General features: G+C 67.5%; 11 protein-coding genes and 1 pseudogene. 7 read left to right on the forward strand and 5 right to left on the reverse strand.

Going from position 1 to position 12724, the window contains the following annotated elements; translation table 11 throughout:
• Positions 1-98: 98 nt before the first annotated feature.
• From ACLMAL_RS20615 to ACLMAL_RS20630, 4 genes and pseudogenes are all read left to right on the forward strand, one after another.
• On the forward strand, positions 99-1400 hold the full coding sequence (locus ACLMAL_RS20615; protein ID WP_412000563.1) for an amino acid deaminase: 1302 nt from the start codon (positions 99-101) through the stop codon (positions 1398-1400).
• A gap of 5 nt (positions 1401-1405) precedes the next feature.
• Positions 1406-3015 (forward strand): annotated as a pseudogene (locus ACLMAL_RS20620) (N-acyl-D-amino-acid deacylase family protein).
• Positions 3012-3635, forward strand: a complete 624-nt coding sequence (locus tag ACLMAL_RS20625; RefSeq protein WP_412000564.1) for a bifunctional 4-hydroxy-2-oxoglutarate aldolase/2-dehydro-3-deoxy-phosphogluconate aldolase — start codon at positions 3012-3014, stop codon at positions 3633-3635. The pseudogene ACLMAL_RS20620 and the gene ACLMAL_RS20625 overlap by 4 nt, the downstream one beginning before the upstream one ends.
• A gap of 91 nt (positions 3636-3726) precedes the next feature.
• Positions 3727-5190, forward strand: coding sequence for a GntP family permease (locus tag ACLMAL_RS20630; protein WP_412000565.1), 1464 nt, complete (start codon positions 3727-3729; stop codon positions 5188-5190).
• A 33-nt stretch (positions 5191-5223) separates the two neighbouring features.
• On the opposite strand, the gene ACLMAL_RS20635 is transcribed toward ACLMAL_RS20630, so the two are convergent.
• Entirely contained in the window at positions 5224-6192 is a 969-nt protein-coding gene (locus ACLMAL_RS20635) for a helix-turn-helix transcriptional regulator (protein ID WP_412000566.1), read from the reverse strand.
• Positions 6193-6255: 63 nt separating this feature from the next.
• On the opposite strand from ACLMAL_RS20635, the gene ACLMAL_RS20640 reads away from it, so the two are divergent.
• A complete protein-coding gene (locus ACLMAL_RS20640; protein ID WP_412000567.1) occupies positions 6256-7467 on the forward strand; it encodes an epoxide hydrolase family protein in 1212 nt (403 codons plus the stop codon).
• A gap of 29 nt (positions 7468-7496) precedes the next feature.
• Here the strand turns inward: ACLMAL_RS20640 and ACLMAL_RS20645 are convergent, their stop codons facing one another.
• Positions 7497-8483: a helix-turn-helix transcriptional regulator gene (locus ACLMAL_RS20645; protein WP_412000568.1), complete on the reverse strand. Its 987-nt coding sequence runs from the start codon at positions 8481-8483 to the stop codon at positions 7497-7499.
• 64 nt (positions 8484-8547) lie between these two features.
• Here ACLMAL_RS20645 and ACLMAL_RS20650 point away from each other — a divergent pair, with 64 nt between their 5' ends.
• Entirely contained in the window at positions 8548-9039 is a 492-nt protein-coding gene (locus ACLMAL_RS20650) for a pyridoxamine 5'-phosphate oxidase family protein (RefSeq protein ID WP_328411791.1), read from the forward strand.
• A 157-nt stretch (positions 9040-9196) separates the two neighbouring features.
• On the opposite strand, the gene ACLMAL_RS20655 is transcribed toward ACLMAL_RS20650, so the two are convergent.
• Positions 9197-10102, reverse strand: a complete 906-nt coding sequence (locus ACLMAL_RS20655) for a LysR substrate-binding domain-containing protein (protein WP_412000569.1) — start codon at positions 10100-10102, stop codon at positions 9197-9199.
• A gap of 108 nt (positions 10103-10210) precedes the next feature.
• Here ACLMAL_RS20655 and ACLMAL_RS20660 point away from each other — a divergent pair, with 108 nt between their 5' ends.
• A complete protein-coding gene (locus ACLMAL_RS20660; protein ID WP_412000570.1) occupies positions 10211-10927 on the forward strand; it encodes an SDR family oxidoreductase in 717 nt (238 codons plus the stop codon).
• Between the two features lie 207 nt (positions 10928-11134).
• Here ACLMAL_RS20660 and ACLMAL_RS20665 read toward each other — a convergent pair whose 3' ends face one another.
• Positions 11135-12379, reverse strand: coding sequence for an RNA polymerase sigma factor (locus tag ACLMAL_RS20665; protein ID WP_412000571.1), 1245 nt, complete (start codon positions 12377-12379; stop codon positions 11135-11137).
• Complete coding sequence (locus ACLMAL_RS20670) at positions 12372-12713, reverse strand: YciI family protein (RefSeq protein ID WP_412000572.1); 342 nt, start codon at positions 12711-12713, stop codon at positions 12372-12374. Before ACLMAL_RS20670 ends, ACLMAL_RS20665 begins: the two co-directional genes overlap by 8 nt.
• Positions 12714-12724 lie beyond the last annotated feature (11 nt).

Below are 12724 nucleotides of genomic sequence, written 5' to 3' on the forward strand. Positions count from 1 at the left end.
TGCAACATGCGTTGCAAAATATGCAATGCGCGAATGGTATGAAATGAGCGCGAACTCGGGGGCATGAACTGCGGACCCCGTCCGAGGGAAGGAATGCCGTGACGATCGACGAGAAAGCCGTTGCCGCACTGGAAGATCGAGTGCTCGGTCCAGAGCACAAGAGTCTGCCGCCCGCGGCGTGGGGCCGGACGGTCCGGGAGTTTCTCGACTCGGGTCCACATCTCGACGAGTTCGAGACGCCGGTGCTGACGGTGGATCGGGCGGCGGTCGCCGAAAATGTCGCGGTGATGGCCGACTGGGCGCAGGCCGCGGGCGTGCGCCTGGCTCCGCACGGCAAGACCACCATGGCTCCGCAACTGTGGGCGCAGCAGCTGGTGGCGGGCAGCTGGGGCATCACGCTGGCCACCGTGTGGCAGGTCCAGCTCGCGCGCTTCTTCGGCGTCGGTCGCATCGTGCTCGCCAACGCCCTCGTCGATCCGGTCGGCTTACCTTGGCTCGCCGCGGAATTGGCGCAAGACCCGTCCTTCGAGTTCGTCTGCTGGGCCGACAGCGTCGAGACGGTCACGCTGATGGACGAGCACCTGCGCTCGGCACCGGGGCAGGCCGAGATCCGGGTGATCGTCGAACTCGGTGGTCCGCATGGCCGCACCGGTGCGCGGACAGTGGCGGAAGCCAAGGCCATCGCCGTTGCGGTGGACCGCTCGGCCCGGCTCGCCCTGGCGGGCGTCGGCGGCTACGAGGGCGCGCTTGCTCACGACCGCGCCCCGGACGCTGTTACGGCCGTCCGCCACTATCTCGACGAACTCGCAAAACTGCACCGCGAACTCGCCGCCGACGGCCTTTACCGCGACGGCGCGATCATCACCGCGGGTGGCAGCGCCTACCCCGACCTGGTTGTCGAGTGCCTGGCCGGATTAGCCGATGAGCAAGGTGCACAGGGTATTCCGACCACCATTGTGCTGCGCTCCGGCGCCTACATCATCCATGACGACGGCTTCTACGCAGGCATTTCACCGCTGGCCGTACCGCGAAGCGAGCGGCCGCTGCGTTCGGCGATGCACGGCTGGGCGCGCACCGTGTCGCGACCGGAGCCGGAGCTCGCGCTACTGGACGCGGGGAAGCGCGATCTTCCCTTCGATGAGGGGCTTCCTGTCCCGCAACACGTTGCGGGACAGGAGGGCTCACTGAATCCGGCCGCGACGGTGTCGGCGCTCAACGATCAGCACGCCTTCCTGCGGTTGCCCGGCAGCACCGCAGCGGAGGTGCCCGTCGGCAGTGTGGTGCGCCTCGGCCTCTCGCATCCGTGCACCGCCTTCGACAAATGGCGGCTCATTCCGGTGATCGACGATGCCGACGCCGAACGTCCGCGGGTCGTCGACCTCCTGCACACATTCTTCTGATGCCCATGACCGACTTACTGTTTCGCGATATCGACATCGTCGACGGCACCGGCGCACCACGTTTCCGCGGTGACGTGCTCATCGATCGGGGCCGGATCGCCAAGATCGCCGGGCCGCGCACGCTCAACGCCGCCCGGATCGTCGACGCCGCACCGGGATCGGTGCTTGCCCCCGGCTTCATCGACATGCACGCGCACTCGGATCTGCATCTGCTGACCGACCCCGATCACTTCCCGAAGATCAGCCAGGGCGTCACCACCGAGGTCCTCGGACAGGACGGGTTGTCCTACGCCCCGATCGACGATGCCACCCTGGCGGTGCTGCGGCGTCAGATCGCCGGGTGGAATGGCAATCCCGCGAATCTGGACTTCTCCTGGCGCAGCGTGGCCGAGTATCTGGAGCGCCTGGACCAGGGCATCACGCCCAATGTCGCCTACCTGGTGCCGCAGGGCACGCTGCGGCTGCTCGTCGTCGGCAGTGAGCAGCGTGCGGCGACCGTGGCCGAAGTCCGCCGGATGCAGGAGCTGCTCGCGCAGGGTCTGCGCGAGGGTGCGGTCGGCATGTCGAGCGGGCTCACCTACACCCCGGGAATGTATGCCGACACCGGTGAATTGGCCGCGCTGTGCGAGGTCGTCGCGGACTTCGGTGGGTTCTATGCCCCGCATACCCGCTCCTACGGTGCGGGCGCACTCGAGGCGTACTCGGAAATGATCGAGCTGGCGCGCAGCACCGGCTGCGCGCTGCATCTCACCCACGCCACCATGAACTTCGGCGTCAATCGTGGTCGGGCACCGGAGTTTCTCGCGCTGGTCGACGCCGCTCGTGCCGAAGGCTGCGACATCACGCTGGACACCTACCCATATCTGCCCGGCGCGACGACGCTGTCCGCGCTGCTGCCGAGCTGGGCCATGTCCGGTGGACCGGACGCGGCACTGGCCAGGATCGACGACCCAGCGCTGCGCGCCCGAATCGCCCTCGACGTCGATGTGAACGGCTCCGACGGCTGCCACGGCGTTACCGTCGAGTGGGAGACCATTCAGATCAGCGGCGTCGCCAACGTGGAACTGGACCGGTACGTCGGCAAGACCATCGATCAGATCGCCGACGAGAGCGGCGTCGCGCCGGTGGCCGTGTTCTTCGACCTGCTGCGCCGGGATCTGTTTGCCACCACGATTTTGCAGCACGTCGGCCATGAGGAGAACGTGCGCGCCATCATGGTGCATCCCGGACACATGGGCGGCAGCGACGCGCTGCTCGTCGGGGACCGGCCGCACCCGAGGGCTTGGGGCACCTTTCCCGCTACCTGGGTCATTACGTGCGCGAGCTCGGAGTCCTCGAGCTCGAGGACTGCGTACATCACCTCACCGGCCGACCGGCCGACCGGCTTCGGCTCAGCGACCGCGGGCTCGTTTTCACCGGGTACGCAGCGGATCTCGTGCTGTTCGATCCGGCCGCAGTCACCGACACCGCGACCTTCGACAACCCGAAACAGCAGGCGCGCGGCATCCAGCACGTGCTGGTCAACGGTGAGTTCGCCATCGAAAACGGTGCGCCGACAGGCACCCGCGCCGGCCGCGCGCTGCGCATGGATTCCGCCAGGAAGGAGACGTATTGAACCCCGACGCTCTCGACGTGATCCGCGCCGACCGGGTGCTCAGCGTGGTGCGCGCGCCGGAGATCCCGGACCCCGCGGCGTTGGCGGATGCCTTGGCACGGTCGGGCATTCGCGCGCTGGAACTCACCTTCACCACACCGGGTGTGCTCGGCTGCCTGCGCGCTGCGGCCGTGACCGAGGCCGCCGTGCTCGGCATCGGGACGGTGCTGACCGCCGATCAGGCCGAGGCGGCGATCGACAATGGCGCTCGGTTCCTGGTCACCCCTGGGCTGCGCCCCGAGGTCGCCGCCGTCGCCACCCGGCGCGGCATCCCGGTGGTGATGGGCGCTTTCACACCGAGTGAGGTGCTCACCGCACTCGACCTCGGCGCCGCTGCGGTCAAGATCTTCCCCGCGCGGGCACTCGGTCCCGGCTATCTGAAAGACCTGCACGGTCCCTTCCCCGACGTGACGCTCATCCCCTCGGGCGGCGTCAACGCGGGCAATGCCGCCGAATTTCTCGCCAACGGCGCCGTGGCCGTCACCGCGGGCACCGATGTCGTTTCTCCTTCCGACGTCGCCGCAGGCCGCTGGTCCGACATCGCCACGCGTGCAGCGTCATTCGTTCGATCCATGAATTGAGAGGTACCCCCGTGAGCGAGCCCAGCGAGCGAACCATTCAACACAGTGCCGAGTGGCGTATGCCCGGGCCGAGCGGCGGGGAGGCACGGGCATGAACGCCACCGTCGACTGGCTGCGCACCACCACCCCTGGACTGCTCGTGCTCTGCGGTCTGGCGATAGCCGTACTGCTGCTTGCCATCATCAAGGTCAAACTGGAGCCGTTCATCGCGCTGCTGCTCACCGGGCTCGCGCTGGCCCTCGCCGCCGGACTACCGGTGTCGAAGATCGTCGGCACGGCGATCAAGCCGGGAGATTCCCTGCTGGAGACCGGCTTCGGCGGTATCCTCGGGCACATCGCGGTCATCATCGGCCTCGGTACGGTGCTCGGCGCGATTCTCGAACGTTCCGGTGGCGCCGATGTGTTGACCGGCAAGCTGCTGAGCGTGTTCGGCGAGAAGGGCGCCCCGGTGGCGATGGGCCTGCTCGGGCTCATCTTCGGCATCCCTGTCTTCTTCGACATCGGCATCTTCGTACTCGCGCCACTGGTTTACGTCGCCGCCAAGCGTGGTGGCCGGTCGCTGGTGCTGTATGCGATGCCGATGCTCGCGGGTCTGTCGATGACGCACGCCTTCCTGCCGCCGCATCCGGGACCGGTCGCGCTCGGCGGCTTGCTCGGCGTCAGCCTCGGCTGGCTGATCCTGATGGGATTCGTCTGCGGCATACCAGGATTCATCGCTGCGGGCATTGTGTGGGGCAGCTACATCGGCAAGCGGGTGCACGTGGAGGTCCCGGAGGAGTTCCTCGTCCGGCCGGAGGCCACGCAACCGGCAGCGGTCGCCGGTGCCGGCCCCGGAACCGCGACGGATCCTGGCTCGACTGCCACCGAAACCGAGACCACCGCGCCGCCGGTCGCCGTCATCGGTGGCATCATCGCCATTCCGCTGCTGCTGATCCTCGGCGCCACCTTCGGCACGCAGTGGCTGGACAAGAACTCGCAGCTGCTGCAGATGCTGACCTTCCTCGGCACGCCTGCGGTCGCGCTGCTCATCGCGGTGCTCGTCGCCTTCTACGTGGTCGGCGTGCGCCGCGGGTCCAGCGTGCAGGAACTCAGCACCCTCACCGCGGAATCGCTGCGGCCCGTCGGCATGCTGCTGCTGGTCGTAGGCGCGGGCGCGTTCTTCGGAAAGGTCATCTCCGCCACCGGGATCGGCACCGCGCTCGCCGACACCATGTCGGCCGCGGGTCTGCCGGTGATCGTGCTGGCCTACATCATCAGCTGCGGCCTGCGCATCGCCCAGGGTTCGGCCACCGTCGCCATCGTGACCACAGGTGGCATCGTCGCACCGCTGGTCGCGGGCCACGGTTATTCGCAGATGGCGATCGCGTTGATCGCTATGGCGATCGCCGCGGGCTCGATCATTCTCAGCCACGTCAACGACGGTGGCTTCTGGATCATCGCGAAGTACTTCAACCTGACGGTGAAGCAGACGCTGCAAACCTGGACGGTGCTCGAAACGGTGCTGTCGGTGGTGAGTTTCGCGGTAGCCGCGGTGCTTTTCACCCTTGTCGGCTGAGTAGCGCGACCTATCGAGGCTCCAGCGGGGTTTTCAGGTCGAGGGAAAATTCCGCAGGGCTCGATCGCAGCGGATGGCTTGGGCGCGTAGGGCGGTGGCCAGTTCCCGAGGTCCACTGAGCAGCGTGAAGTCGATGTCGGGCGAAGTGATCATCCAGACCAGTGCCTCGGGAGTGTCCGCGCCGACGTGCAGGTGGCAGCTGTGCTCGTCGACGGCCGCGACCACGCCCATGCCCGGCCACACGCTGCCGGCAGCTTCCGTCGCGGAGACGTGCAGCAGCACGGTCGCCTGATATGGCCAGCTGAGTGCCGACAGTTGCAGTGAAAGATAGGCCGCGACATCACCTTCCGGGATTTCGCGTGGTTCGAACCGCGGCCCGGTCGGCACTCGGGGAGCGATCCGGTCGGCCCGAAAGCTGCGCCAGTCGGCCCGGTCGACATCCCAGGCGACGAGGTACCAGCGCCTGCTGAAGTGCACCAGGCTGTGCGGCTCGACCGAGCGGACGCTGACCGACCCGCTGTGCGTGCGGTAGTCGAAGCGCAGCCGCTCCTGGCGCTGACAGGCTTCGGCGATAGCCATCAGCGTGTCCGGCTCGACTGCCGCACCCGGCACGCCGACGCGAACGGTGGCGCCGCGCAGGGTGCGGACCCGGTGCCGCAATCGCGGCGGCAACACCTGTTCCAGCTTGGTCAGCGCGCGTAGTGAGGCTTCCTCGATGCCTGCGACCGTGCCGTCGGAGGCGCTGCGCAAGCCGACGGCGACCGCGACGGCCTCGTTGTCGTCGAGCAGCAACGGCGGCAGCGCGGTGCCCGCGCCGAGGCGATAGCCACCCGTCCCCCTGGTGGCGTGCACCGGATAGCCGAGCTCCCGCAGGCGCTCCACATCGCGTCGGACGGTCCGGGTGGTGACGTCGAGCCGTGCGGCGAGAGCGGCGCCGGTCCAATCTCGATGTGTCTGCAACAGCGCGAGCAGTCTGAGCAGCCGCGCCGAGGTTTCCAACATGCCTACTAGAATGCCAGACGCTTAGGAACGATCCTGTCCTAAGTGCGTCATAGCGTTGTTGTCATGAGCAGCGAACACGACATCCGCCCCTTCCGTATCGAGATCCCGCAGCATCAGATCGACGACGTGAACGCCCGGCTGGCGAACGTTCTGTGGCCCGACGAACTGCCCGGTGTCGGTTGGGATTACGGCATGCCGGTCGCCTATCTGCAGGCGCTCGCCGAGTACTGGCGCACCCGCTACGACTGGCGCGCCCACGAACAGCGGCTGAACGAGATCCCGCAGTTCGTTACCGAAATCGACGGACAGACAGTGCATTTCCTGCATGTGCGCTCACCGGAACCGGATGCGTTGCCGCTGGTGCTCAGCCACGGCTGGCCCGCCTCGTTCGTCGAGTTCCTGGAGGTGATCGGCCCGCTCACCGATCCGTGCGCACACGGCGGCGATCCCGCCGACGCCTTCCATGTGGTGGTCCCCTCGCTGCCCGGCTTCGCGTTCTCCGGCCCCACCACGAAGGTGGGGGACGGGTCGACCGAACGATATGCCGAGGTCGTCGCCGTACTCATGGCTCGACTCGGCTACGACCGCTACGGCGCGCAGGGCGGTGATGCCGGGTACTTCGTATCCACCGAACTGGGTCGCATCGCGACCGAACATCTCGTCGGCATCCACGTGAACGGTCCGATCACAATTCCCTCTTTCGGCGGCGACGAGCAGTCGTGGGACGGCGATCAGACGCAGGGCCCAGCCGAACCGACCTGGGATGCTGCGGAATCCGAGTACAGCGCGGAGGATCAGGCGCGGCTGGAGGCGATGACCGGGCCGGACAGCTACACCCGTTACGGGTACGCCATGGTGCAGTCGGGCCGTCCACAGACCCTGGCCATCGGTATGCACGACTCCCCGGTCGGTCTGCTGTCCTGGATCGTCGACATGTTCCAGCGGTGGACGAATCCGGCGAAGGAGCTGCCGGAGGATGCGGTGAATCTTGACGCGCTGCTCACCAACGTCAGCGTCTACTGGTTCACCAAGACTTTCGCGTCCTCGATTCGGCTCTATCGGGAATCGAACTCCTGGGGCGTGGACTCGAGGAACTCCGGAGTGCCGACAGGTGCAGCAATCTTCCCGGGCGACAATTCGATTCGGAAGCTGGCCGAGCAAGCCCACAACATCGTGCGCTGGACGGAATACGATCGCGGCGGGCACTTCGCGGCGATGGAGGCGCCCGATTTGCTGACCGCCGACGTCCGCGAGTTCTTCCGCTCACTGCGGTGAAACGCGGCTAGGAACGACGAGCCGCCGCGTCAATTCCGGTGATCGGCCGGCCGCCTGTACCGGTCGGCCATCGCCGCCGCGGTCGCGGCGAGTTGGGCGCGCAACTCGGGGGGATCCAGGATCTCCGCGTACTCGCCGAGCGGCAGGATGCCGTGTGCGAGTACGGGATAGGACTCTGCGCCGAGAGTGACCTCCACCCAGCCCTGCGCGTCCGGCGGTGTCGCCGACGCCAATGCCTCGGTCACCGCGGCCGGATCGAAGCCGAGTCGCAGCAGGCGCACGTGCCCCTCGGCGATCCGGCAGCGGGCCCGCACCCGCAGCATCGACCGCGCGAAATCGTCGGCTGCTTCGGACCAGTGCGCGGCCAGGTCGAAATCATCTGGCCTGTCGAATGTTTCGCCAGTCGGCTCGGCGGCGGCGATACGGCCGACGCGGTAGGAACGAATCGCGGTCCCGTCCCGTCCGACCAGGTACCAGGTGCCCGCTTTCAATACCAGGCCAAGCGGATCTAGGCGCCGCTCCACCACCTTGTCCTTGCGCAGGTAGCGCACCGCGAGCCGGCGATCGTGCCAGAGCGCATCGGCGACCGCCGCCAGCGTGGGCGTCTCCTCAGGGCGATGAAACCAGCCGGGCGCGTCGATATGCACCCGCTCGGCGATTCGCGTTGCCCGGCCGCGCAATTCGGGCGGTAGTGCGGCGAGCACCTTGAGCTGCGCCGTCGCGAGCACGGTGCCGAGGCCGAGATCGGCTGCAGCGGAGGGTGATCCGGTCAGTAGTACGGCGTCAGCCTCTTCGGTGGTCAGTCCGGTCAGCCGGGTCCGGTAGCCGTCGACGAGCTGGACGCCGCCTGCCCGCCCCGGTTCGGTGAAGATCGGAACACCGGCCGCCGAGAGTGCATCGATATCGCGATAGACCGTGCGCACCGACACCCCCAGCTCACCCGCCAGCTCTGGCGCTGTCGACCGGCCACGCGTCTGTAGCAGCAACAGCAGCTGGACCAATCTGCTTGCCCTCATGAATTCGAGATTAGTCGCCAAACCCTGACAGAAGGTGTCAAGGTTTGGTCATAGAGTCGTCGATATGACCACTTGGAGCCAGTTCACCGAAGAAGCGCCCCAGATCGCCGCGGTGTTCACCCGTCGGCACAAAGCCACCGGCAACCTCTGCATGCTCGGCACGCTCCGATCCGACGGTTTCCCCAGGATCAGCCCTGTCGAGCCGATCATCTTCGAGGACATGCTGACGATCGTGGGTATGCCCGACACGACGAAATTCAAGGACCTGGAGCGCGACCCGCGCTTCTGCCTGCACACCGCGACGGTGGACACCAAGGTCGGTGACGGCGACGCCAAACTCTTCGGCACCGTCACCGATCTCCGCGACAAAGAAGTCCATGCGCGTTTCGCGCAGAAGCTCTTCGACGACAGCGGTTTCGACCTCCGCGGGCAAGAATTCGACCACTTCTTCGTCGCGGACCTGACCAGCGCCTCGACCGTCGCAGTAGTCGACGACCACTTGGACATCACCATCTGGAAGCCGGGCCAGGGGGAGCGAGTGGTGCGCAAGCACTGAGCGGGTGCGATGGCGGGGGATCGGCCGGCTGGTTTCGTGCGTCGGCCGATACCGCGGCGACCGGTTGCCGTTGATGATCGATGGAGCCTTCCGCCGAGTCCGCTGTCGAGGCGCGCCGCAGGTAATTATCTTGCGGCGCTGTTGTGTGGACAGCGCATCAATGTGGCGGGGTGAGTTGTGCGGTGATCGGTGCGGGCACCGGGATGCCGCGGTGTCGGATGTCTGTGCGGAACCGCTGGACTAGTGGGTCGTTCGGTGTGGTGGTGAGGCAGACGACGGCGCGGGTCAGCGACGGCGCGATGCTGCGAACCGCGCCCGCGAAGGTTGCGGTCAGCGCGGTCGTCGGCACCAGTGCGACACCGAGGCCGGCCGCTGCCAGCTGTGCGGCGGTGGTTGCCTGTTTGGTGCGGGTGGCAGCGGTCAATGTGACGCCGTTGCGGGCGGCGGTCTCGTCGATCCAGCTGCCGAGTCCGTTGTCGGGGTGATAGTGGACCATCGGCGCCGCGGCGAGGTCGGCGAAGGTCATGGGGGTGGCGGGAGCACTGTCACCGGCCATCGCGGCGACGATTTCTTCCTCGCCGATCACATCGATGGGCCCATCCCACCGCGACGGTCGCGGACCGATCGCGATATCGACCTCGCCCGCGGCCACCAGCTCGGCGAGAGCATCGGCGCTGGCCAGCTCGGTCAGTGCGAGGTGAACGCCAGGATGGCGGCGATGCCACGCCCGCAGCACCGGTGCGAGCAACCCGGCCGTCATGCTCTCCGCGCACGCGATGCGCAGCTGTCCCTCGGCGCCGCGGGCAACGGCTCGGCCGGTGGCCACGACCCGCTCGGCCGCGGCCAGTGCGGCTCGCGCGTCCATGACGATCGCGCGTCCCGCCGCCGTCGGACGCACCCCACGAGGCAGTCGCTCGACCACCGGGGTGCCGATTTCTCGCTCCAATGCCGCAATCTGATGTGACAACGCGGGTTGTGACATGTGCAGGCGCGCGGCAGCCTCGGTCACCGAGCCGAAATCCAGCACGGCCACAAAGCATTCCAGCCCTCGCAATGTTGGCATTCGCAAATTCTATCGGAGACACAGGAAAGATCGATATCACGACGGGATTGCTCGATCGTGGTGCTGCGTTCGACTTCGGTGAAGGACAACAACTACCGAAGGAGACCCATGACAGACTCGATGGACGGCAAGAAATTGGTCATCATCGGCGGTAGTTCGGGCATCGGCAGACAGATCGCGGCCGATGCGGTCGCTGCGGGCGCGACGGTGATCATCGCGGGCCGTGACACCGGCGCGCTGGGGACGGCGCAGACAATACTCGGCGACCACGTGCGCACCGCCCGGGTCGACCTCGGCGCGGAGGAGTCCATCCGGCGGCTGGCCGAGCAGATCGGCGACGTGGACTACCTGGTGTCGGTGGCCGCGGCCCACGCCAACGGACCGGTGACGGAACTGGGCCGGGCGGCGGTGGCTCGCGCATTCGACGCCAAGGTCATCGGTCCGATCCTGCTGGCCAAACACTTCGCGCCCCGAATCCGCGAAGACGGTGCGATCCTGCTGTTCTCCGGCGTCGCCGCGTGGCGGCCGGCCCCGGGACGCGCGGTCATGGCGACCACCAATGGCGCGGTGAGCTTCCTCGCCGAGGCGCTCGCGGTGGAGCTGGCCCCCATCCGGGTCAATGCGTTGTCGCCGGGCATCGTCGACTCGGGCGCGTGGGACGCGATGGCGGCCAAGGACCGCTTCTTCGCCGACGTCGCCGCCGCCAACCCCGCCCGCCGCGTCGGCCTGCCGGCCGACATCTCCGCGGCGGCTCTCCTCGCCCTGACGAACCCATTCCTCACCGGCACCACCCTGCACGTCGACGGGGGTGGTCGGCTGACGTGACGCGCACCTGGGCGGCGGCCGCCACGACCGGCGCCGCGTCCGGAACCGGCAGCCGCCGGTGCACGGTGCTCGAGGAGTCGGCGACCGAAACGGCCGCCCATTCGGTGCGCTCGCCCACCGCGACCTTTCCTCCTGCGTCAATCGGTCGCCCCGGGCAAACCGCTGCACGCAAGCCGTTCTCGGTTTCGCGCAGCGGGGCGGGCGGGATCAGTCTTCGTGGGCTGTTGCCGCGATCGCCGAGCGGCGGGACCGGAGAAAGGTTTGTTCGGCAAGGTTTTCGGTGTGGGCAATGGCTCGGTCGTAGGCCGCTACTGCCTCGGCGGTGCGGCCGAGGCGACGCAATAGGTCGGCTCGAATGGCATGGAAGAGGTAATGATTCGCCACATCGATGTCGTCGAGGAGGGCGAGTGCGGTGCGTGCGCCGTCGACCTCGGCCACCGCCACCACACGATTGAGCAACACCACGGGGTTGGGCGCCATCGCGACCAGCTGGTCGTACAGGTGCAGGATCTGCTGCCAGTCGGTCGATGCCGCGTCGGTGGCGTCGGTGTGGACCGCGTTGATCGCCGCTTGGATTTGATAGGGGCCGGGTTGGTTGCGCCGCAGGCACTCTCGCACGATGGCGTGTCCCTCGGCGATGAGGGTGCGGTTCCAGCAGGTGCGATCCTGCTCGGGCAGCGGTATCAGTGCACCGTCGGGTGTGGTGCGCGCGCCGCGGCGAGATTCGGTGAGCAGCATGAGCGCGAGCAGCCCGTGGACTTCCGGTTCGTCGGGCATGAGCACGGCGAGCAGACGCCCGAGACGAATCGCCTCGGCGCACAGGTCTTCTCGAACCAGGCGGGAACCCGAGCTGGCCGTGTGCCCCTCGGTGAAGATCAGGTAGACCACGGCCGATACCGAGCGGAGGCGATCGGGCAGGTCCGCGTCACCGGGGACGCGGTAGGGGATGCGGGCGTCACGAATCTTGCCCTTGGCGCGGACGAGCCGCTGCGCCATGGTCGACTCGGAAGTCAGGAAGGCATGGGCGATTTCGGCAGTGGTCAGGCCACCGAGCAGCCGCAAGGTAAGGGCAACTCGGGCATTGACGGCCAATGCGGGATGGCAGCAAGTGAAGATCAGGCGGAGTCGGTCGTCCCCGATCGCGCCGTCGTCGACCGGTTCGGCTTCGGCGTGCAGCAATGCAGCCTCGGCATGTCGGTCGTGGCGGGATGATTCGCGCCGCAGTCGATCGATCGCCCGGTTGCGTGCGGTGGTGATGATCCATCCGGGCGGGCTCGGCGGGAGCCCCTCGGCCGGCCACCGCTGCACGGCAGTGGTGAAGGCGTCCTGTACCGCGTCTTCGGCGACGCCGATGTCACCGAAGACGCGGATCAAGCTCGCCACCGCGCGACCGTAGTGTTCGGTGAACACGTCCTCGATCACCGCGGGCGTCACCGTGGCGTTGTCAGCCATCCTCTAGCGGCCGGATCTCGATCGGCAGGCCGAGCACCGTGGCGACCTTGCTGCCCCATCCCAGTGCCTCGTCGAGATCGGCGGCCCGGATGATGCTGAATCCGGCGATGTATTCCTTGCTCTCGACGTACGGACCGTCGGTGATGAGCACATCATTGCCGGTGGCGCGCAGCACGGTGGCCGTGCTCGGCGCATTGAGGCCCGCGGCGAACACCCATGCGCCCGCCGCGCGCATCTCGTCGTTCACGCGGTGTAGCTCGCGCATGATCTCGTCCAGATTGTCCGGCGGCACACCCCCTTCGGACTGGTAGATGCTCAGCAGATACTGCTTCATCTCGACGCTCC

The sequence above is a fragment of the Nocardia sp. CWNU-33 genome (genome assembly GCF_046764895.1).
Lineage (GTDB): Bacteria > Actinomycetota > Actinomycetes > Mycobacteriales > Mycobacteriaceae > Nocardia.